Here is a 21,248-nt window from a genome sequence, read left to right on the forward strand (position 1 = left end):
GCCGACGGCAGCCCGCGGCGATGGCGCCCGCCCCGATCACCACCGATGTCCTGATCGTCGGCGCCGGCCCCGTGGGCCTGTTCCAGGTCTTCGAGCTGGGCCTGCTGGAGCTGCAGGCCCATGTCGTCGATGCGCTGCCCCAAGCCGGCGGCCAGTGCATCGAGCTCTATCCCGAGAAGCCGATCTACGACATTCCCGGCCTGGCCGAGGTCAGCGGCCGGGAGCTGACACAGCGCCTGCTGCGCCAGTGCGCACCGTTCAAGCCCGGGCTGCACCTGGACCAGCTGGTCACGCAGGTGCGCCCCCGCGAGGACGGCCGCTTCGATGTCGAGACGTCGGCCGGCACCCGCTTCGATGCAGGTGCACTCGTGCTGGCCGCCGGCGCCGGCGCCTTCCTGCCACGCGAACTGAGGCTCACCGGCATCGAGCACCTGGCTCCTGGCCAGTTGCACCAGCGCCGCCTGCCGCAGCCCCTGCCCGACGACCTCGACGGACAGCACGTCATCGTGCTGGGCGACGAGGACGACGCGCTGACCCAGGCCTGCGACCTGGCCGACGACGGCCGCTGCGCCCGCGTCACCCTGCTGCACCGGCGCGACCAGTTCCGCGCCAGCGATGCGCTGCAGGCCCGCCTCGCGGCCGCCCGCGGTGCCGGCCGCCTGCACTTCGTCGCGGCCCAGCCACTGGCCCTGCACACCACCGACGACGGCCGCAGACTGCAAGCCCTGCAGGTGATCGACGCCGATGACCAGGAAACCCGCCTGGAGGCCCAACGCCTGATCCCGCTGCTGGGCCTGAGCCCCCGCCTGGGACCCTTGGCCGACTGGGGCCTGGCCCTGCAGCGCAAGCTGCTGCCGGTCGACACCGCCCGCTACGAGACCGCCCATCCCGGCATCCATGCCGTGGGCGACATCAACACCTACCCCGGCAAGCGCAAGCTGCTGCTGTGCGGCTTCCACGAAGCCACGCTGGCGGCCTTCGCCATCGCCGAGCGCCTGCGGCCCGACCAGCGCATCCTGCTGCAGTACACGACCACCAGCCCGCGTCTGCACGAGCTGCTGGGCGTGCGCCCGCAGGTCACGGCGGACAAGGCCTGAGCCGTGGCGCGGAACCGGCTTCGCGCCGAATCCCTGAAGCGCCTGAAACCCCTGAAGCCGTCCGTTTGCAGACCGTCGAATTTTTTCACCGCGGCTGTTGACGTCCCCGAAGAATCCAGCATATACTGCTAGCTTCTGTTCCCCGATAGCTCAGTCGGTAGAGCGCCGGACTGTTAATCCGTAGGTCCCTGGTTCGAGCCCAGGTCGGGGAGCCAAGAACAGAACACGCACGCAGCGCCTCACGGTGCGCGATGCGCGATCAAGACGACCGGTCGCCACCGTATGGCCGGTCCGACATACAAGATCTGCACAAGATCCCTTCCCCGATAGCTCAGTCGGTAGAGCGCCGGACTGTTAATCCGTAGGTCCCTGGTTCGAGCCCAGGTCGGGGAGCCAAACAGCCACCTCGCGGTGGCATCGAAGGCCTTGCAGCGATGCAAGGCCTTTTTGTTTTGCGCACGCCCGACGACGGCATCCGCCAGCAGCAGCGGACACATCATCTCCGGGTGACGTGCGCCAGGGCGGCGGATCGAACGATGCCGCCGCCCCGCCCTCACGACCTCAGCGCTTGGGCCCGAAACCCGGCATGCCGGGGAAGAACGCGCCCTTCTGGAACTGCTCCTGCATCTGCGTGAAGAGCGCCTTGCTCTGCTCGACGTAGCTGCCCATCAGTCCCTGCATCAGCGGGTTCTGGGTTCCCATGAACTGGGCCCAGGCCTCGGGCGTGTAGGCCTTGGGGTCGTACAGGCCCTTGCCCTGCTCGGCGAAGCGGTTCTGCAGATCGACGAAGGTCTGCAGGTTCTTCTCCAGGTAGGAGCCGGCCATGCCCTGCATCGCGTGACCGTAGAAGCGGATGATCTGCGCCAGCATCTGGGTGCTGAACATCGGCATGCCGGCGGTCTCTTCCTCGAGGATGATCTGCAGCAGGATGCTGCGGGTGATGTCCTCGGTGGTCTTGGCGTCGCGCACCTCGAACACCTCACCGTCGAGCACCATCTGCTTGACGTCCTGCAGCGTGATGTAGCTGCTGGTGCGGGTGTCGTAGAGGCGACGGTTCGGATACTTCTTGATCACGCGGCCGCGCGCGCCGGCCGGCGCCTCGTCGGCAGCGGGCGAGCCGGGAGCAGGCGCTTCGGCATTCTCGGCATCGGCTTGCGCCTGCGCCGCGGCGAGTTCGGGGTCGTGGGCAGCGCTGGCGCTGGCAGTATCGGTCTGGGCAGCGCGACGGCGGCTGGGCATGGTCTTCTCCTGATGCAATGCAGCACCATTCTAAGGAGCGGGCCGAGGACCGACGGTCGCGGGCAAACCCCCGGACGACGGAGCGTCCTGCGCCGCGTCAAGCCCGGCGGAAACGGCCGACCTGAGGGGCGCACAGGAGGGCGGCAGGCAGGCAGCACGCAGCAGGCCGCCGTAGCCCGTCGCTCAGTCCGTGGACTGCGCCTTGCGCAGCGCCAGCGCGTTGATGCAGTAACGCAGGCGACTGGGCGGCGGACCGTCAGGAAAGACATGGCCCAGGTGCGCGTCGCAGACGGCGCAGGTGGTTTCCACCCGCACCATGCCGTGGCTGTGGTCGGCGTGGTAGGCGATGGCCGCAGGCTCGGCCGGCTGGGTGAAGCTCGGCCAGCCACTGCCGCTGTCGAACTTGGTGTCGGCATCGAACAGCAGGCTGCCGCAACACACGCAGTGGTAGCGGCCGGGCTCGAAGCGCTCGCACATCGGCGAGCTGTACGGCGGCTCGGTGCCGGCGCGACGGGTCACCTGGTACTGGGCCGGGCTGAGCTGCTGCTGCCACTGGGCGGGGCTGCGCTCGTCACGGCGGGCGGGGGGCCGGTTGCCGTCACGTGCGAGGCGCAGCACCTCGCTCCAGTCGATGAGGTCGCCTGTCGCGTCCATGGTGTGTTTCCTTCCTGGCGGAATCAGGGGATGTTGGCGGACTCAGGTGCCGCAGAACGTGCGGTACATCGCCGTGGCCTGCGGCGGCGCCGGCTCGGCCCAGTCCTGCAGGCCATCGCGCTCGGTGTACGGATCGCGCAGCACGGCCAACAGGGCGAGCAAGGGTGCCAGATCAGCCCGCTCCACCGCCGCATCGAGCGCAGGCTCCACGCGGTGGTGGCGGGCGATGTAGAGCGGGTTGACGCGGTCCATCGCGGCCGCGGCGGCGGCCGTCGCCTCGGTTCCGGCGTCGGCATCGGCCCAACGCACGCGCAGGCGCACGAGCCAGGCCCGCACATCGGACGGCAGGCCGTCGGGCTCCGCCTGCGGCTCCGGGATGAGGCGGGACGGATCAACCGACCCGCTGAACAGCGCGCACCAGGCTGGCGCATCACCGCGGCGCAGCGCCGACAGGCGGCGCCAGCCGAGCGTGTGATCGACACGGTGGCGGGTCAGCAGCTGCTCCAGATCCTGCAGCAAGGCACGGTCGACAGCGTCGGCCGCCTCGGCCGCGGCATCCGTGACACTCGGCGGCATCAGACCCGCCTTGGCACGATGCACGGCCAGCCATTCGGCCGCGTACACCGCCGTCCAACCCTGGACGATGTCGGTGGCGGCGGCGATGGCCGCGTCCTCGGCATTGCCTGCCGCGATCGCCGCCGCAGCGGTGGGCGTCGCCAGTTCTTCGGCGATCAAGGGCAGCAGCGCCTCGGCCAGGCGGGCCAGGTTCCACGGCGCGATCTCGGGCTGGCGGCCGTAGGCATAACGGCCTTGATGATCGATCGAGCTGAAGACGGCATCGGGATCGTGGACCTCCATGAAGGCGCAGGGACCGAAGTCGATCGTCTCGCCCGAGATCGTCATGTTGTCGGTGTTCATCACGCCGTGGATGAAGCCCACGCCCATCCATTGCGCCAGCAGGCGGGCCTGGCGGTCGCGCACCGCGCGCAACAGGGCGAGCGCCGGTCGCGCATCGCCGCGCAGCGCCGGATCGTGGCACTCGATCGCGTGATGCACCAGCTTGCGCAGCATCGCCGTCTGGCCGCGCACGGCGAAGAACTGGAACGTGCCCACCCGCAGATGACTGGCCGCCACACGGCTGAGCAGTGCGCCCGGCAACGGGCGGTCACGGCGCACCGTCTCGCCGGTGGCCACGGCGGCCAGCACACGGGTGGCCGGGATGCCGAGCGCATGCAGCGCCTCGCCGAAAATCACCTCCCGCAGCACCGGGCCGACGGCGGCCTTGCCATCCCCGCCCCGCGAGAACGGTGTGCGACCGGAGCCCTTGAAGGCCAGATCCCGGCGCTGGCCATGGACATCGATCCGCTCGCCCAGCAGCAGCGCGCGACCATCCCCGAGCTGCGGCGAGAAACCGCCGAACTGATGGCCTGCATAGGCCTGGGCCAGCGGCCGTGCACCGGCCGGCACACGCTGCCCCGACAGCATGGCCAGGCCTTCGGACCGGCGCAGCAGGGCGGCATCCAGCCCCAGCTCGGCGGCCAGCCCGTCGTTGAGCCACAGCAGCACGGGTGCCGGCGGCACATCGGGCGTGACGGCGATCCAGGCCCCCTCCAGCGCCTCGGCATAGCGGTGCTCGAAGGCGATGGCGTCAATGGCGGCGCGATCGGTGACGCGATCAGGGACGCGATCGGTGTCGCTCATGCGACGCCACCGGCGGGATGAACATCCGAGCCGCCGGCCACCGACCCATCCAACACCCAGTCCGGCCGTACCCAATGGCAGGTGTAGCCGCCGGGATCGCGCAACAGATAGTCCTGGTGCTCGGGCTCGGCCTCCCAGAAATCACCCGCCGGCGCCAGCTCGGTGACGACCGGCCCCGGCCAGCGGCCCGACGCGTCGACCGCGGCGACCACCTGCAGGGCCGTCTGGCGCTGGGCGTCGTCGAGCGTGTAGATGGCCGAGCGGTAGGCCGGCCCGCGGTCATGGCCCTGGCGGTCCGGCGTGCTGGGATCGTGGATCTGGAAGAAGAACGCCAGCAGGCGGCGGTAGGACAGACGCGCCGGATCGAAGACGATCTCGACCGCCTCGGCATGACGCCCATGGTGGCGGTAGGTGGCGTGCGGCACGTCGCCACCGCTGTAGCCACAGCGCGTGGCCAGCACGCCGGGCAGGCGGCGCAGCAGGTCCTGCATGCCCCAGAAGCAGCCACCGGCCAGCACGGCCGTCTCGGCGCCGGGCACGAGGGTGAGGCGGCCGGGGGCCGGGGCAGGCAGAGGACGGGGCGCAAGCGGCATGGGGCGGAACTCCTGGATCAGCGCGCTGCGCGCCGGACGCCCGACAGTGGGCGAGACGGGCGCAGCCGGCGCAGCAAGGCCCGCAGTGTGCCTGCAGGACCAAGCACCCGTGGCACGCCCGGGCTTGGGCGCACTCTGCGCCCGGGCCGCACGGCATGCGGACATCGGCCCGGACACACGGCAGACGCACCGCCCGCGCGCCCACCCGGCAGCGCATCCCCCGCCATCACGCCCCCGTGAAGGCGAAGCGGAAAAGAAAAAACCCCGGCCGCTTGCGCAACCGGGGCATTTCCAGGGCCGACGAAACACCTGTTGAAGATGCTTGCCGCCACTACGTTGGTAGGCGCGATTGGACTCGAACCAACGACCCCCACCATGTCAAGGTGGTGCTCTAACCAGCTGAGCTACGCGCCTGAAGTCAAGCCAGGACTATAACATGCAAACTCAGGGTCTTCACCGACATGCAGAAGATTTTTTCTGCCGCGGCGTGTGCCCCGAACCTGCAAGCCATCGACAAACCCTTCATTGCTGCGGTTGCAGCATGATGGATCTGCCGGACACGGGGACTGGTCATGCTCCCGTGACGGACATCCCGGGGTGTTGCCCTCCCGCGATGCAGCCTCCAGCTTCATGATCTCCTTGCGGAGATCCTTCCCAGGATCCAGAACGGCAGGACCGGGGTCCTGCGGTGCTTGGTAGGCGCGATTGGACTCGAACCAACGACCCCCACCATGTCAAGGTGGTGCTCTAACCAGCTGAGCTACGCGCCTGGGAAGCCTTGCACTATAGCATGTGTTTTGAAGAACGCAACAGTCCCCGTCGAGAAATCAACAGGGACTCCGGTTCAGCGGCGCCGCACCTGGCGCACGCCGGGCACCGACTGCACATGGCGCAGCACGGCCGGCAGCCGGGCCGCATCGGCGAGCTCGACGGTGAAGGTCATGAAGGCGGTGCGGCCGGTGGCGCTGCGCAGCGACTGGGTGTGCACGGCGATGACGTTCATGCGCTCCTTGCTGAACAGCTCGCTGATGTCGCGCAGCAGGCCCGTGCGGTCGCCCGCCTCGACCAGCACGTCCACCGGATAGACCGCGTCACGGTCGGCGGGCCGCTCGCCCCAGGCCACGTCGATCACGCGGTCGGGCTGCTGGGAGCTCATGTGGACGAAGTTCGGGCAGTTGCAGCGGTGCACGGCCACGCCCTTGCCGCGGGTGACATAGCCGCCGATGGCGTCCGGCGGCGCCGGACGGCAGCAGCGCGCCAGCTGCGTCAGCAGCGAGTCGACACCGACCACCAGCACGCCGCCACGGCCATCGCCGGCCCGCGCGCGCTTGAGCGCCATCGCCGCGGCCTCGCGGCCGGCCAGACTGTCGGCACCGGCCACATCGCCGGGCTCGGCGACCGGCGCGGCGGGCGGACGCAGCAGCAGCTCGATCGGGCGCAGCGGGTACTCGTCCTTGCCGACGATCTCGAACAGCGCGTCGGCACTGCGGAAGCCCAGCTGCGCGGCCAGGTCCTCCAGCCGCATGGCGGTGCGGCCCTCGCGCTGCAGCACCTTCTCCACCGCCTCGCGGCCACGGGCGATCGTCGCCTGCTGGGCGCGGGCGTTGAACCAGGCGCGCACCTTGGCCCGTGCGCGCGGGCTGTTCAGGTAGCCGAGCTCGGTGTTGAGCCAGTCCAGCGAGGGGCCGCCCTCGCGCACGCTGATGATCTCCACCGTCTGGCCGTTGGCCAGAACCGTGTTGAGCGGCACCATCTGGCCGTCGATCCGGGCGCCGCGGCAGCGGTGACCCAGATCGGTGTGCACCGCATAGGCGAAATCCACCGGCGTGGCGTCGACCACCAGGTCGATGACGGTGGACTGCGGGGTGAAGACGTAGATGCGGTCGTCGAAGGTGCCGAGCGGATCCTCGGCGGCCGCTGCGGCACGGCGCGGCGGCGCGCTCTCGCCGGGCGCACCGACGGACGCCGCCGGCGACGGCGCGCCACCGGGCGCGTCGTCCGCCACGGGGGCCTCGGCCGTGCCCGCGCCGGCACGGGCGCTGCGCACATAGTCCCGCTCCCAGGCCAGCAGCTGGCGCAGCACGGCCTTGCGGGCCTCGGCCACGCGCTCCTCGAACTCGCCGGCGGCGCTGACGCCGGCATAGCCACGGGTGCCCGCCTCCTTGTAGGCCCAGTGGGCGGCCACGCCGTGCTCGGCATGGTCGTGCATGGCGGCGGTGCGGATCTGCACCTCGACCGGGCGTCCGTCGGGGCCGGCCACCACGCTGTGCAGGCTCTGGTAGCCGTTGGGCTTGGGACGGGCGATGTAGTCGTCGTACTCGCCGGGCAGCGGGTTCCAGTGGCTGTGCAGCGTGGCCAGCACGCCGTAGCAGGCCGGCACGTCGGCGACGATCACGCGCAGGGCGCGCACGTCGAAGATGCGCTCCAGCCCCAGGTTCTTGCCCCGCATCTTCTTCCAGATGCTGTAGAGGTGCTTGGGCCGGCCCTGCACCTCGGCCGGGATGTCGGCCTCGGCCAGCAGCGCGGCCAGCGCGGCGCGGGTGGACTCGATGCCGCTCTCGCGCTCGATGCGGCGCTCGGCCAGCGCGCGGGCCACGGCCTTGTAGTCGTCGGGCTGCAGGAAGCGGAAGGCGAGGTCCTCCAGCTCCCACTTGATCTGCCAGATGCCCAGGCGGTTGGCCAGCGGCGCGAACACCTCCTGCGTCTCGCGCGCCAGCAGCAGCGGGCACGGGGTCTTGCTGGCCGCGTACCAGCGCAGCGTCTGCAGCCGGCTGGCCAGGCGCAGCAGCACCACGCGCAGGTCGCGGCTGAAGGCCAGCAGCATCTTGCGCACCCGCTCGACCTGCTGGGCCCGGGCCTCGGCCTCCAGCCGGGCCTCGCGTGCGGCGCGCTGGATCTGCACCAGCTTGCGGGTGTGGCTGACCAGCCCCGCATAACCCTCGCCGAAGGCGCGTGCGATCACCTCCTCGGGCTTGTGCAGATGGTCACCGGCATAGACCAGCCAGGCCGCGGCGGCCATGTCCGGGGCCGCACCGATGCCCAGCAGGATGGCGGCCACGCCGGCGGCGTGCTCGGCCGCGTCCTCGCCGGTGTCCAGCGGCTGGCCCTGCAGCAAGGGCAGCGCGAAGGCCTGGGCGCGCGACAGCAGGCGGATGCCCTCGTCGTCCGCGCTGGCGCCGGCCGATGGCGCGCCCGCCGGCAGAGGGCCGGCGTCCGGCACCGGGCTGTCGGAAGTGGCGCCGGCTGGCGTGGTGGGCCCGCCGGCCGGCCCGTGGCCGTGGGCCGGTGTGGCCGGCAGGCGCACGCCGACGGCCTGCACGATGGCGGCCGGATGGCCGCCCAGCGTCGTCGATCCGGTCTTCATGCCTGGGCGAGGAAAGCCAGCACCGGCTCCTGTTGATCCGGCTGCACCAGCGTGGGCGCATGGCCGACGCCGTCGAACTCCACCCGCCGGGCGCGCGGGCCGCGTTCGCCCATGGCCTGGGCGGTGGCCGCGCTCAGCAGGTCGGAGGCGGCGCCGCGCAGCAGCAGCACCGGGCAGGTGATGCGGTCCCAGGCGGCCCACAAGGCGGCCTCGCCGGCGGCGGCCAGCTCGGGCGTCAGCGCGCGGAAGGCCAGGCCGATGGCCGGGTCGTAGTGGCTGCGCCAGCCGTCGTCGCCCTGGCGCAGCTGCGGGCGGCACAGCGCGCGCCACTGCTCGGGCGTGTGCGGGCCGAAGCCCTGGCTGACCGACCACAGCGCGTCGATGGCCGTCTGCTCATCCGGCCAGCGCACCGGCAGGCCGACGAACTGGCCGATGCGCTGCAGCGCGCCCCACTCCAGCGCCGGGCCGACATCGTTGAGCACCAGCGAGCGCAGCGGCGCGCCGGCCAGCGCGGCCACGCCCAGGCCGATCAGCCCGCCCATCGAGGTGCCGACCCAGTGCAGCTCGGCCGCCTCCAGGCGGGCGATCAGCGTGACCATGTCGGCCACGTACTGCGGGATCGCGTAGCCGGACGGATCGGCCAGCCAGTCGCTGTGGCCGCGGCCGACCACGTCGGGACAGACGACGCGGAAATCCGCACTCAGGCGCTGCGCCAGCGCGTCGAAGTCCCGCCCCTGGCGGGTCAGGCCGTGGACGCAGACGACCACCCGCGCGTTGGCGGGGTCGCCCCACTCGTGGTAGGCCATGCGGTGCAGGCCGCGGGCATCCAGGCACTGCACATGCTTCAGGCGCGGTTCGTTCATGTCAGGTGGCAACCAGTGTCAGCCCCCTATCATCGCCGCAAAGCGGCCCGGTTTGCACCGGCCACCCTCCCCTGACCCTCGCAAGGAGATGCTCCCATGCTCACAGGAAAGACGGCCCTGGTCACCGGTTCGACCAGCGGCATCGGGCTCGGAATGGCGATCACGCTGGCCAAGGCCGGCGCCAACGTGATGCTCAACGGCTTCGGTGATGCCGAGGCGGCCAAGGCCGAGGTCCAGGCCGCCGCCCGCGGCGGGCGCGTCGGCTACCACGGTGCCGACATGAGCCGGGCCGACCAGATCGAGGCCATGGTGCGCGCCTGCGAGGCCGAGTTCGGCGCACTCGACGTGCTGGTCAACAACGCCGGCATCCAGCATGTGGCGCCGGTCGAGGAATTCCCGGTCGAGCGCTGGGACGCGATCATCGCGATCAACCTGTCCAGCGTCTTCCATGCCAGCCGCGCCGCGCTGCCGGGCATGAAGCAGCGCGGCTGGGGCCGGATCATCAACGTGGCCTCGGTGCACGGCCTGGTGGCCTCGGCGCAGAAGTCGGCCTATGTGGCGGCCAAGCACGGCGTGGTCGGCTTCACCAAGTCGGTGGCGCTGGAATGCGCGACCACCGGCGTGACCGTCAACGCGATCTGTCCGGGCTGGGTGCTGACCCCGCTGGTGCAGAAACAGGTCGACGCCCGTGCCGCGGCCGGCGGCATCAGCGAGCCCGAGGCACGCAAGGCGCTGCTGGGCGAGAAGCAGCCCTCGCTGCAGTTCACCACGCCCGAGCAGTTGGGCGAGCTGGCCCTTTTCCTGTGCAGCCCGGCCGGCGACAACATCCGCGGCGTGGCCTGGAACGTGGACGGCGGCTGGGTCGCCCAGTGAGCACCGGCCGGGCGCCGTCCTGCGCCGCACCGGCCTGCGGCCGCCCCCGTCAAGGCCCGGCCAGCCGCGGCTGACGCGGGCCGCACGGCCGCATCCGCGCGCTCAGCGCGGTGACAACTGCACGCTGCCGTTGACCTGCACCGACACCGTGGCCTGGCCCGGTGCCACCGGTGGCGCGGCGTCGGCCATCTCGGCGCGGACGGCCATGCGCAACATCGGCACGCCCGGCGGCTGAGCGGCCTCGGCCTCGCCGACCGTCAGCTCGCGCAGGCTGTAGCTGGCGAAACCCAGGTCCCGGGCGATGGCCGAGGCGCGGGCGCGGAAGGCGCCGAGGGCCTGGGACTGCACCTCCGCGGCCACCCGTTCGCGCGCCGCGCGCGACAGGCCGGTCTGCACCCGCTGCACGCTCATGCCGGCCACCGCCGACAGGCGGCCCGCCAGCGCGCTGATGGCGGCCATGTCCCGCCCCTCGATGACCAGCTCGGCCTGCCCCTGCCAGCCGTTGATGCGGCTGCCGCCCTCCGGCCGGTTGACGTAGCGCGGCGACAGCGAGAAGCCGCCGCTGCGCACCTCCAGCTCACCCGGGCGCTGCTGGCGACGGGCCTCGGTCAGCGCGGCATCGACCTGCTGGCGCAGCTGCTGCTGGACGCCCGCGGCATCCGCCCCCTCACGCAGGGCCTGCACCACGATCGTCAGCTGGTCCTGCGGCACCTCGATGGCCGCCTGGGCCGACAGATGCACCACGTCCTGCGGCGCGGTGACGACGACGGACGTCTGCGCCTGGACGGCCGGCGCCAGCGCGGACAAGGCCGCACCGACGGCCAGCACGAGGGCCGCGCCAGCCGGCCGGAGACCGGCACGGGCTCGTCCCATGAGCCTGTGCGCTGGGTAACGAGACACCATTTCCGGCTGCGGTTTGCAGATGCTTGCAATCGATGCGGTCGAGGGAATCGAGGGGATCAAGGGAGCTCCTGTCAGGAAATCACGACGGACATGTCGAGGATCATGACGTGATCGACGGCAGGCCCGGGCGCGGCATGTCAGAGGATCGGGTCGGCGGGATGTGTCCGAGTTCACAGCCGTCGTCAGACGGGCGGATTCAGTTGTAACAGGCCGTCAAATCGTGCCATGAGGCCCTGTTGCGGCCCTGCACAATCGGTCCGCAGTTACAAATTTCAAGGCAGGAGGAAGTCCCGCGATGAACGCGCCCACCAACCCGCGGCCGGACCGCATCGCCGTCGTCGATGACGACGCGCGCATCCGCGACCTGCTGCGCCGCTACCTGACGCAGGAGGGCTTCGAGGTCCTTCTGGCCGAGGACGGCAAGTCCCTGAACCGGCTGCTGACGCGCGAGAACCTCGATCTCATCGTGCTGGACCTGATGCTGCCCGGCGAGGACGGTCTGTCGATCTGCCGCCGCCTGCGCGCGGCCAACGACATGACGCCCATCATCATGCTCACGGCCAAGGTCGAGGACGTGGACCGCATCGTGGGTCTCGAGGTCGGCGCCGACGACTATCTGCCCAAGCCGTTCAACCCGCGCGAGCTGCTGGCGCGCATCCATGCCGTGCTGCGTCGCCGCCCGCCGCCCGAGGCACCGGGAGCGCCCAGCAAGGAGCCTCAGGTGGTGAGCTTCGGACCGTTCGAGTTCGATCTCTCGCTGCGGCGCCTGACCAAGAGCGGCGAGGTGGTGGCGCTGACCACCGGCGAGTTCTCGATGCTCAAGGCCCTGGTGCGCCATCCGCGCCAGCCGCTGTCGCGGGACAAGCTCGCGCAGCTGGCCCGCGGCCGCGAGTTCGAGCCCTTCGACCGCAGCCTGGACGTGCAGGTCTCACGCCTGCGCAAGATGATCGAGCCTGATCCGTCGCAACCGCGCTACATCCAGACCGTCTGGGGCGTGGGCTATGTCTTCGTGCCGGACGGCGCCAGTTGAACCGCGCCGCGCTGTCCGTCAAGCGCCGCCCGGCTCCGCTCGACATCGAGCCTGCGGCACGTGCGGCCTCGCGCAAACAGGTCGGCCTGAGCCTGTTCTGGCGGACGTTCTTCCTGCTGCTGCTGCTGATGTCGATCGTGCTCAGCGCCTGGATGTGGGCGCTGCACCGGGTCGACGGCAACGACGAGCGTGCGGCCGACACCGCCTGCGCGCTGGCCGGCACCGTGCACCTGTTGCGCGGATCGGTCGCGCGCATGGATCCCGCCTCACGGCCCGCCTGGTTGCTGGGGCTGCGTGGCGAGGCCCGCCCGGGCCATGACACGGGCCAGGGCATGCGGCTGCAGCCGCGGCTGGCCAACGACCAATGGCAGGCCCTGCCGGACAGCCGCTGGGCGCGGGAGCTCGAGCAGATGCTGCGCCGCGAGCTCGGCGACGGGCCGGCGCAGCTGCAGCTGGCCGCTCAGGTCAACGGGCAGGCGGGGCTGTGGCTGGGCCTGCTGGTCGAGGGCGAACCCTGGTGGCTGAGCACCGGCATCGCCGTGCCGGCCGTCTCCTGGCGCAACGGCTGGGCACTCGACCAGCTGCCATGGCTGGGCGTGGTCGCGGCGCTGACGCTGCTGGGCTCGGCCCTGGTCGCCCACCGCATCAACCGCCCGCTGCGCGACCTCTCCTTCGCGGCCAGCAGGATCCGCGGCGGCGAGTACGACTCGCGCCTGGACGAGACCCACGTGACCAGCGAGATCCGCGAGGTCAACATGGGCTTCAACCGCATGGCACGCGAGCTGGCCAAGGTCGAGGAGGACCGGGCGGTGATGCTGGCCGGCATCAGCCACGATCTGCGCACCCCGCTGGCCCGACTGCGCCTGGAGGCCGAAATGAGCGTCACCGATGACGAGGCGCTCTACAACATGGCCAGTGACATCGACCAGCTCGACGCCATCATCGACAAGTTCATGGACTACGCACGGCCCGGCGAGACGCATCTCAAGCCGGTGCTGCTGGGCCGCCTGGTCGACAAGGAAGCCTCGTCCTTCCGCGATCCGAGCGAGATCCAGATCAGTTCGCGCGTGGCCATCGACGTCAAGGTCTATGCCGACGAGGTCGAGCTGGGTCGCGTGCTGCAGAACCTGTTCGAGAACGCGCGGCGCTACGGACGTCATCCGGAGACCGGCATCGCGCAGGTCTCGGTCAGCTACGTGCGCACCGGCAGCTGGGTGATCTGCACCGTGCGCGACACCGGCTCGGGCGTGCCCGAGGAAAAGCTGCGCAAGCTGACCACGCCGTTCTTCCGCGGCGACACGGCACGCACGGCGGCCACCGGCGCCGGCCTGGGCCTGGCCATCGTCGAGAAGTCGATGGTGCGCATGGGAGGACAGGTCGAGTTCGTCAACGCCCCGGACGGCGGGCTGATGGTGCACCTGCGCCTGAAGTACGCGAAGTGAGGGGCGGCCGGCGGCCGGCGATGGCACCGACCGCTGCGGCACCCACGCCGCCGTGGGCCCGGCCTCCGGAAGGGCTGGCACTGGCAAGGGCACAGGCCCGGAATGAGGATCTGACGCTGCTGCAGTCGCTGCTGCCGGCCCAGGTGCTCGCGGCGCAGGCCTGGATCGACGACCGGACCGACTGGCCCGGCCAGTGCGAGGCCGAGCGGATCCGCATGGCCCGGGCCACGCCGGCCCGGCGCGCCGAACATGCGGCCGGCCGATGGTGCGCACGGCAGGCGCTGCACGCGCTGGCCGACCGGCTGGACCCACCGGCACCGGACGGCTCGCCCGTCGCTCCACCCGGCCCGTCCGCCGGCAGCGCCGACACCCCCCACCGGAGCAGACCGCCGAGCGCCGTTCGCGACGACGAGGGCGCGGCCTGGGCCCGCCAGTGGCGCTCGGTCACCGACCTGCCGGCGGCCGCCGATCGCCAGCCCCTGTGGCCCGCCGGCTGCCGCGGCAGCATCGCCCACGATGCCGGGCTGGCCCTGGCCGTGGTGGCCGATGCGCGCGGCTGTGCGGCCCTGGGCGTCGATGTCGAACGGCGGGACCGGCTGCTCGACCCGGACCGGCTGTCCGCCCTGATCCTGACGCCGTCGGAGCGCCTGGCGCATGACGCGCTGGCGGAGCCGGCGGCACGGGCCCTGCGCCTGCTGCAGACCTGGTGCGCCAAGGAAGCGGTGTTCAAGGCCTGGCACCCCGCCACCGGCCGATGGCTGGAGCCGCGGGACATCGAGCTGTGCCAGTGGCCGCAGACCTCGGCCGGAACGTTCATCGCCCGGCTGCCGGCGACGGCGAGCGGCCAGCCCCTGGCCGGACGGCTCGCCTGGAACGCCCGCCGCTGTGTGGCCCTGGTGCATCGGGCCGCACGGACGGGCGCCTGAGGCAGGGCATCCGCCCCGACCCACCCCCGACGCTCAGGCGGCGACCTGGGTGCGGGCCACCGGCCGGATCAGCACGGTGTCGGCCCAGGCCCGGGCACTGGCCTGGGCGCGCCGCCGCAGTTCCTCGGCACTGGCCTTGTCCAGACCCATGCCGACCTGCCGGTAGAGCGTGGCGAGCGCGAAGGCGCGCAGCGCCGCGGCGATGCCCTGGGCCGCCAGCAGCCCGCCCAGGCCGGCCTTGAACTGAAAGGCCAGCACCCAGGCCAGGGGCAGCAGCAGCAGGCCGGCCACGGCCTGGATCAGCAAGGGCCGGCGCAACTCGCCGATGCTGCGCAGCTGCGCCGCATAGAGGAAGGCCAGGCCCTCGGCCAGCACCACCACGATGCCCAGCGGCAGCAGCGGACGCACCAGGCGCGCCAGGGCCGGATCGGGCGCGACCAGCGCCAGCAGGGGCGGCGCCAGCGCCAGCATCAACAGGGCGAAACCGGCGACCACCAGGGCCTGCAGCAGCGCACAGCGGTCGCCGGTGCGCAACATCATGCCGGGACGGCGGCGCTCCATGCCCATCACGCCGGCGACCTGCAGGCCCGCCGCGTCGGCCAGGCCCCAGGCCATGACCATCAACGGCGCCAGAAGCACGAACAGCGCGGTCATCGCCGCCAGCGGCCGCTCGCCCAACCAGCCGGCGATCACCGGCAGACCGCAGGCCAGCAGGGCCAGCAGACCGGTGCTCAGGGCGGCGTTCCAGCCGCGTCCGCGCTGCTCCTGGCTGGCGCGCCAGTCGGCCGGCCGGAAGCGCCGGCGCAGACCGAACTCATGGCGCTGGGGCAACCACCAGGCGGCCGCCAGCAGCACCACGGCCAGCACCCCGCGCACCACCGTGGTGGCCCAGGCCGCGCCGACCGCACCGAGCGCCGGCACCGTGCCCGAGCCGTCGATCCACAGGCCGTTGAGCCAGAAGTTCAGCAGATTGGCCATCACCACGGCCAACGCGACAACCGAGGCGTGGCCGACGGCCTCGAGCACGCCCGCGGTGGCCATGGCCACCATCGCCGGCAGCATGCCCAGGCCGAGCACCGCCAGCACCAGACCGGCATCGGCCGCCAGCACCGCCTCCTGCCCGGTCCATGCGAACAGCGTCGGCGCGAAGGCGCCGAGCGCCATGCCCAGCAGCCCGGCCATGAAGGCCAGCAGCAGCGCCTGATGCCAGGTCCGGCCCACCAGCTGGCGCTCACCGCTGTTGCCGGCGGCGGCCTGGGCGGCCAGCGTCAGACCGGCCATCACGAAGGCCATGCCGACCTCGAGCCAGCGGCCCATCACCGCATCGGCCAGACCATGCACGGCCAGCTGGCGGCTGCTGTGGTGGGCCAGCATCACGCCATCGGTGATGGCCATGGCCGCCAGACCGAGCCGCGAGACGACCATCGGCAGGCCGAGGGCGAAGAACTGCTGCGCCTCGCGCCCGAAGCTCTCGAGACGCGAGCGCTCCTGCGGAATGCCATGGCGATCAAACATGGGCACCCCGCAGAGGGCCGGACGCCAACGCACCGAAGGTCAAGGTCGCGGCAGGCGACTGGACGGCCACGGGCGCATGCCGGCCGGACGGGCCGACCCTCAGGGTGGCGGATGGGTACACGTTGAACAGCTCCAGAACGACCTCTCGGCTCGGGCAGGACCGGCCTGCCAGCGGACACGGGGCTGGTCCGGACGACCGCCCACGGCGGGCCGCAGCATGCACCAGGGTCCGCAGACCTGCTGTTAACAAGTGCTCGCCCCACGGGACGCCCCCTGCGTCCGGGTGGTCCGTCACGGCGGCGTGCGACCCACGCGCCCGCGGCGATCCGGAAGCATCCGCCACAGGCTGCGCAGGGCTCCGACCCGCGATCGACGGACCGGCCGGTGTGACACCTGTCGCGCAAGTCCGGCGCGTGGCGGCGGGATCACCGGCCCCGTGCCGCATGACGACCTCACCCACACCCGGCGGCGCCTCCGCACTGGATCGATCGGTGAGCCACCCGGGCACGACGGCGGACGATCACCACGGATACCTCCGGATACGCTTTGCTTGCAACTGCTGACAGAAGCTTCATCCGGTTTCCTGGCGGCCCGCAGCGCCCCCCCGAACATGCGAACTTGTCCACGCCGCTCGCGGTCATCCGGGTCCGCCACGGTCCGGCCCGGTTCGTGAACTGTTGCCGCCCGCCCCCCCTGCGGACGGGGGTCCTCGTCCGCCGGACGAGGCCGTGCTTCAGTGATCATGCGGCCGCCGCGTGGGTTCATGCCATGAGCCTGACGCCAGATCTGCGTCTACTGGGTCCGCCGTCCGCCCGCACGGAACGTGGCACCGCCTGCCGTCACCATGCCCGCGTCCGTCCTCTCATCGCCACTGTCGTCCGCCGCCCCCGGCCACGGGCGGCTGCGGCGCGCGCGCTGGATGATCGGCGTGCTGGCCCTGGCCTGCGTGGCCTGCGCAGGGCCACGCCAGGGCGTTCCCGAGCCTGCCCGCCCGGACGAGGATCTGCAGGCCATGCGCGCCCAGTTGCCCGCCCGCTGGACGGCCGCGGCCGAAGGCGATGCCCTGGAGGCCTGGGCCGCGGCCCGCGGGTCCGACGATGCGGCCGTGGGCTGGGCCGGCTGGGATGACCCGCTGCTGGCCCAGTTGCTGAGCATCGCCCGTCAGCGCAGCGCCGATCTGGCGGTCTCGCAGGCCTTGCTGGAGGCCGCGCGCGCGGAACGTCGCGTGGCCGCAGCCGTCGATGCCGGACAGATCGAGCTGACCGGCGGCGTGCGCCGCGGGCGACCCGACCGCGACAAGGCGCTGCACGACGCGGCCTCCCTGGCCCTGCAGGGGCGCTGGGAACCCGACCTGTCCGGCCGCGGCGCGGCCACCCGCGCGCAGAGCGAGGCCGCGCTGGAGGAGGCGGGCGCGGGCCATGCGGCCACGGCCGCCGCGCTGGCGGTCGAGACGGCCGAGACCTATGTCGCACGGCGCGGCTGCGAGGCGCTGGCCCTGCTGGAGCGGGCCTTGCTGCGCTCCTGGCAGCGCAGCGCCGAGGACCAGGGACGGCTGGCGGACGCCGGCCTGCTGGCCGACGCGCTCCGCGCACGCGCGAGCGCCGCCGTCGCCAGCGCCGAGGCCCGCGTGCTGGCGGTCGAGGCCCGGTGCGACCGCCTGCTGCTGCCGCTCGAACGCCTGACCGGCCTGCCCCCCGACACCCTGGGCCGCTGGCTGGCCGAGCAGCCCGGCCGCCTGCCGGTGGCGCCCGCCGGGGACGCCGGCACGCTACCGGCCGGACTGCTGGCCGCCCGCCCGGATCTGCGCCAGGCCATCGCCCGCCTGCGGCAGGCCGCGGCACGTCAGGATCTGGCCGCCAGTGCCCGCTGGCCGCGGGTCAGCCTGTCGGGGCTGATCGGCGTCGGCCGCCACGACAGCGCGCTCACCGGCAGCGACAGCGGGGCCATCTGGAGCCTGGGGCCCCTGCAGATCACCCTGCCGCTGCTCGACGGCGGGGCCGCCGGCGCACGCACGGCCGCGGCCCGCGCCCGCTACGACGCCGCCCGCGCCGCCCTGCTGGGCACGCTGCGCCGCGCGCTGCAGGAGGTGCAGCAGGCGCAGGCCGATCTGGCCGACGCCGGCCGTCGCCTCACGCCGCTGTGGCAGGCCGCCGACGCGCTCGGCCGGGCCCACGAGGCGGCGCGCCGGCGCGAGTCCGCCGGACTCGGCGACCGGCTGCAGACCGAGGCTGCCCGACGCGACGCGCTGACCGCACAACAGACCCTGATCGCCTGCCAGTTGCAACGGCTGCAGGCCTGGATCGCGCTGCACCACGCCCTCGGCGGGGCGCCCGATCCAGCCCCGACCCCGGCGCCGGCCCGCGGCAACGCGTTCCGCCCATCCCTGATTGATCCCTCATCCCCTGGAGTTCCCCGATGAGCCGTTTCCGCCTCTGGCACAGCCTGCGTCAGCGCCTGGGTCGCCCGCGCGATTCGGCCTACGACGACCTGTCGGTCTTCCAGCCCACGCTGGTCACCGACTGGCGCGGTGTCAGCACACCGCCGGCCGCCGACAGCGACTCGGTCTGGGCCATGCCGTCGGCGCCGGGCCTCGGCGTGGGCGCGGCCTCCGAGATGTTCCCGGACGCCGCACCGGTCGGCCGCAGCGCGCAGGCGCGGCGCCTGGAGAGCCAGGAGGTCCAGGCGGCTCAGGAAACCCGTGCACCGGGTGCAGCCGCGGCACGGCGGGGCGGCGCCCCCTCACGCACCGCACGCCGCCAGGTGCCGGTCTTCGACGAAGACTCGATGCTCGACATCGTGGACGACGAGCCGCCCGCCGCCCGCCCGCCGTCTCCAGCGGCCCGCCCGGTGGCCTCCACGCCGGCGTCGCAGCCCGCGCAGCCCCCTCAGCCCACCCGGGCGCGGCCCGGCCCCGGCCCCGTGGCCGCGCAGCCGCCGGCCGCGCCCGCCCCGGTCGCCACCAGCGGCGCCGAGGGGAGCCCGGTCGCCGTGCCGATCCACGCGCCGGTCGCTGCACCCATCACCCCCCCAAGGATCGCCGCGACGGCCGTGCCTGAGCCGGACGACGCGGGCGCTCCAGCGGCCGGACCGGAGGCCCTGGGCTCCGATGCGGTGGCGGCGGCGGAACGGGCCTTCGGCCGACCGCTGCGCCATCCCGTCAGCCCCTACGAATCCCGCGAGGCCGCCTATCGCCGCAGCCAGCGCACGCCGGGCAACCCGGTGCCAGCCGCGACGGGCCTGCCGGCCGCCGGCGCCCCGGCCGGACACGACACCGGACACGACAGCAGGGCCACCGCCGCGCACGAGGCCCTGCATCCGATGGGGGCCGCAGCCCCGGCCCCCGCCGCCATCGCCCGCCCCCCGCGCCGCGGCAGCACCGGTCTGCCGCCGCGGAGCGCCGCCGCACACGCCGCCGCACACCCCGCCGCCAGGGCGGAGCGGCCGCCCGCGGGCGAGGTCGAGATCATCACGCCACAGGCGCGCCCACAGGGCCCGGGACGCGGCCCGGAGCCGATCGCGCCGGCATCCACCGGCTTCGGCGACACCGGTGACGCCGCGCAGGCCTCGCCGATGGCCCGCGCCGTGCCGTGGCTGGGCCCGGCCGCGATGGCCCTGGCCGCCATCGGTGCCATCGGCTGGGGCTACCAGCAGCTGGTCGAACACACCCCGCCACCGGCCCCTGCCCCGGCCAGCCCCTTGCCGCTGCGCCGGGTGGCCAGCGCGCCAGCGCGCCCGTTGGGGGACGGGATGCCCGTCGCGGCGGACGCGAGCGCTTCGGCGGCGGCGGCCGTCACGACGGCGGCGAGCTCGGCGGGTGTTCCCGTGGTGAGCGCGGCCAGTGCGGCCAGTGCGACCGGCCCAGCGGCAGCCCCCGTGCCCGCCTCTGTGACCACCGCGTCGGCCACGGCACCCACCGCGCCCACGGGCCGTGAGGGGCCGTCCGGCGTCAAGCCGCCCTCCCCGGCCCTCGTGCCGGCCCTCGCGCCAGCCACGTCACCCACGGCCTCACCCGAGCCCTCGCCAGCCCCCACCGCAGGCCTGCCCGTGCCCGGCACGAACGCCCCCCGCGGCGGTGTGGCGCCCCAGACCGTGGCCCAGACCGTGGCCCAGGCAGCCGCCCAGACAACGGCCCCGGCCGCGAACCCGGCCATCGCCCGGACCGCCGCCCAGCCCCCCGCCCTCCCCGGACCAGCCACCCCCCGCGCCCCATCCCAGGCCACCCCATCGCCGACCGCCACACCCAGCGCCACCCCGACCACCGGCCGCACGCGGAGCGTGCCGGCCAGCGGCCACATCGTGGCCTGGCAGGAGGTCGTGGTCGCGGCCGAGCAGCCGATCGGCCGGCTGACCGAGCTGCATGCGCAAGTCGGTCAGTGGGTGCGGCGTGGACAGCTGCTGGCGTCCTTTGCCGCCGAGACGGCGCGGGCGGACCTGGCCCAGGCCGATGCGCGGCTCGCGGAGGCCGAGGCCGCGCTGCTGGCGGCCCAGGCCGATGCCCAGCGGGCGCGGCAGGTGCAGGGCAGCGGAGCCCTCAGCGCCCAGGCGGTCAACCAGATGCTGACGGCCGAACAGACGGCCAAGGCCCGACTGCGGGCCGCCCAGGCCGGCAGCCAGGCGCAGAAGCTGCGACTGGAACAGGCCCAGGTGCGCGCGCCCTTCGACGGCCTGGTGCTGCAGCGCCCGGCCACCGTCGGTGCGGTGCCGGCGCCCGGTGCCGAGCTCTACCGCCTGCTGCGCGATGGCCGCCTGGAGTGGCGGGCCGAACTGCCCGCCGCCGAACTGGCCGCCCTGCCCCCCGGCACGCCGGCCCGGCTCAGCCTGCCCGACGGCCGCGTCGTGCAGGGCCAGGTGCGGCTGGTCGACCCGCAGGTCGATCCCCGCACGCGCACCGGCATCGTCCATGTCGAGCTGCCGGCCGGCGCCCCGGTCAAGCCCGGCGAGACACCGGTGCTGCAGCTGCGCCCCGGCCTGCTGGCCCGCGGCGAGCTGCAGGCGCCCGTCACGGCGGCCCCGGCCACCGCCCCGGTGGCCGGCCGCTGACGGCGCGC

Annotated in this window: 15 protein-coding genes and 4 tRNA genes; 9 read left to right on the top strand and 10 right to left on the bottom strand. The window is 73.1% G+C overall.

Going from position 1 to position 21,248, the window contains the following annotated elements; genetic code table 11:
• Positions 1-20 precede the first annotated feature (20 nt).
• The 3 genes from AACH11_RS03060 to AACH11_RS03070 all read left to right on the top strand — a co-directional run bounded on the left by AACH11_RS03060 (position 21) and on the right by AACH11_RS03070 (position 1,493).
• Complete coding sequence (locus AACH11_RS03060) at positions 21-1,097, top strand: NAD(P)/FAD-dependent oxidoreductase (RefSeq protein ID WP_341372732.1); 1,077 nt, start codon at positions 21-23, stop codon at positions 1,095-1,097.
• 139 nt (positions 1,098-1,236) lie between these two features.
• A tRNA-Asn gene (locus AACH11_RS03065) sits at positions 1,237-1,312 on the top strand.
• A 105-nt stretch (positions 1,313-1,417) separates the two neighbouring features.
• Positions 1,418-1,493: transfer RNA gene (locus AACH11_RS03070), tRNA-Asn, on the top strand.
• Between the two features lie 165 nt (positions 1,494-1,658).
• Here AACH11_RS03070 and phaR read toward each other — a convergent pair.
• The 8 genes from phaR to AACH11_RS03110 form a co-directional block, all read right to left on the bottom strand.
• Positions 1,659-2,336 (bottom strand): polyhydroxyalkanoate synthesis repressor PhaR, encoded by a 678-nt coding sequence (phaR, locus tag AACH11_RS03075; protein ID WP_341372733.1) that lies wholly within the window; start codon positions 2,334-2,336, stop codon positions 1,659-1,661.
• 183 nt (positions 2,337-2,519) lie between these two features.
• Positions 2,520-2,990 carry a peptide-methionine (R)-S-oxide reductase MsrB gene (gene msrB / locus AACH11_RS03080; RefSeq protein WP_341372734.1) on the bottom strand — a complete coding sequence of 157 codons (471 nt, stop codon included), beginning with the start codon at positions 2,988-2,990 and terminating at the stop codon, positions 2,520-2,522.
• A 42-nt stretch (positions 2,991-3,032) separates the two neighbouring features.
• On the bottom strand, positions 3,033-4,691 hold the full coding sequence (locus tag AACH11_RS03085) for a protein adenylyltransferase SelO (protein ID WP_341372735.1): 1,659 nt from the start codon (positions 4,689-4,691) through the stop codon (positions 3,033-3,035).
• Positions 4,688-5,284, bottom strand: a complete 597-nt coding sequence (gene msrA / locus AACH11_RS03090; protein WP_341372736.1) for a peptide-methionine (S)-S-oxide reductase MsrA — start codon at positions 5,282-5,284, stop codon at positions 4,688-4,690. Before msrA ends, AACH11_RS03085 begins: the two co-directional genes overlap by 4 nt.
• Before the next feature lie 337 nt (positions 5,285-5,621).
• A tRNA-Val gene (locus AACH11_RS03095) sits at positions 5,622-5,698 on the bottom strand.
• A 279-nt stretch (positions 5,699-5,977) separates the two neighbouring features.
• Positions 5,978-6,054, bottom strand: a tRNA-Val gene (locus AACH11_RS03100).
• Between the two features lie 74 nt (positions 6,055-6,128).
• Positions 6,129-8,648: a RelA/SpoT family protein gene (locus tag AACH11_RS03105; protein ID WP_341372737.1), complete on the bottom strand. Its 2,520-nt coding sequence runs from the start codon at positions 8,646-8,648 to the stop codon at positions 6,129-6,131.
• Complete coding sequence (locus AACH11_RS03110; protein WP_341372738.1) at positions 8,645-9,511, bottom strand: alpha/beta fold hydrolase; 867 nt, start codon at positions 9,509-9,511, stop codon at positions 8,645-8,647. The genes AACH11_RS03105 and AACH11_RS03110 overlap by 4 nt, the downstream gene beginning before the upstream one ends.
• A 96-nt stretch (positions 9,512-9,607) precedes the next feature.
• Between AACH11_RS03110 and AACH11_RS03115 the strand changes: the two genes are divergently transcribed.
• On the top strand, positions 9,608-10,384 hold the full coding sequence (locus AACH11_RS03115) for a 3-hydroxybutyrate dehydrogenase (protein WP_341372739.1): 777 nt from the start codon (positions 9,608-9,610) through the stop codon (positions 10,382-10,384).
• A 102-nt stretch (positions 10,385-10,486) separates the two neighbouring features.
• On the opposite strand, the gene AACH11_RS03120 is transcribed toward AACH11_RS03115, so the two are convergent.
• On the bottom strand, positions 10,487-11,257 hold the full coding sequence (locus tag AACH11_RS03120) for an SIMPL domain-containing protein (protein WP_341372740.1): 771 nt from the start codon (positions 11,255-11,257) through the stop codon (positions 10,487-10,489).
• Positions 11,258-11,582: 325 nt separating this feature from the next.
• On the opposite strand from AACH11_RS03120, the gene ompR reads away from it, so the two are divergent.
• From ompR to AACH11_RS03135, 3 genes are read left to right on the top strand one after another with little or no spacing between them, the layout of a single operon-like run.
• Positions 11,583-12,317 (top strand): osmolarity response regulator transcription factor OmpR, encoded by a 735-nt coding sequence (gene ompR, locus AACH11_RS03125; protein WP_341372741.1) that lies wholly within the window; start codon positions 11,583-11,585, stop codon positions 12,315-12,317.
• On the top strand, positions 12,314-13,759 hold the full coding sequence (locus AACH11_RS03130; RefSeq protein WP_341372742.1) for an ATP-binding protein: 1,446 nt from the start codon (positions 12,314-12,316) through the stop codon (positions 13,757-13,759). Before ompR ends, AACH11_RS03130 begins: the two co-directional genes overlap by 4 nt.
• Positions 13,760-13,779: 20 nt before the next feature.
• Positions 13,780-14,685 (top strand): 4'-phosphopantetheinyl transferase family protein, encoded by a 906-nt coding sequence (locus AACH11_RS03135; protein WP_341372743.1) that lies wholly within the window; start codon positions 13,780-13,782, stop codon positions 14,683-14,685.
• Positions 14,686-14,718: 33 nt separating this feature from the next.
• Here the strand turns inward: AACH11_RS03135 and AACH11_RS03140 are convergent, their stop codons facing one another.
• The gene (locus AACH11_RS03140; protein ID WP_341372744.1) at positions 14,719-16,200 is read right to left on the bottom strand and encodes an MATE family efflux transporter; all 1,482 of its coding nucleotides are present in this window, start codon (positions 16,198-16,200) and stop codon (positions 14,719-14,721) included.
• Between the two features lie 844 nt (positions 16,201-17,044).
• On the opposite strand from AACH11_RS03140, the gene AACH11_RS03145 reads away from it, so the two are divergent.
• Together AACH11_RS03145 and AACH11_RS03150 are read left to right on the top strand one after the other, a co-directional pair.
• Entirely contained in the window at positions 17,045-18,619 is a 1,575-nt protein-coding gene (locus tag AACH11_RS03145; protein WP_341372745.1) for a TolC family protein, read from the top strand.
• On the top strand, positions 18,616-21,240 hold the full coding sequence (locus AACH11_RS03150; RefSeq protein ID WP_341372746.1) for an efflux RND transporter periplasmic adaptor subunit: 2,625 nt from the start codon (positions 18,616-18,618) through the stop codon (positions 21,238-21,240). Before AACH11_RS03145 ends, AACH11_RS03150 begins: the two co-directional genes overlap by 4 nt.
• Positions 21,241-21,248 lie beyond the last annotated feature (8 nt).

Source organism: Pseudaquabacterium rugosum (assembly GCF_038066575.1).
Classification (GTDB): domain Bacteria; phylum Pseudomonadota; class Gammaproteobacteria; order Burkholderiales; family Burkholderiaceae_C; genus Pseudaquabacterium; species Pseudaquabacterium rugosum.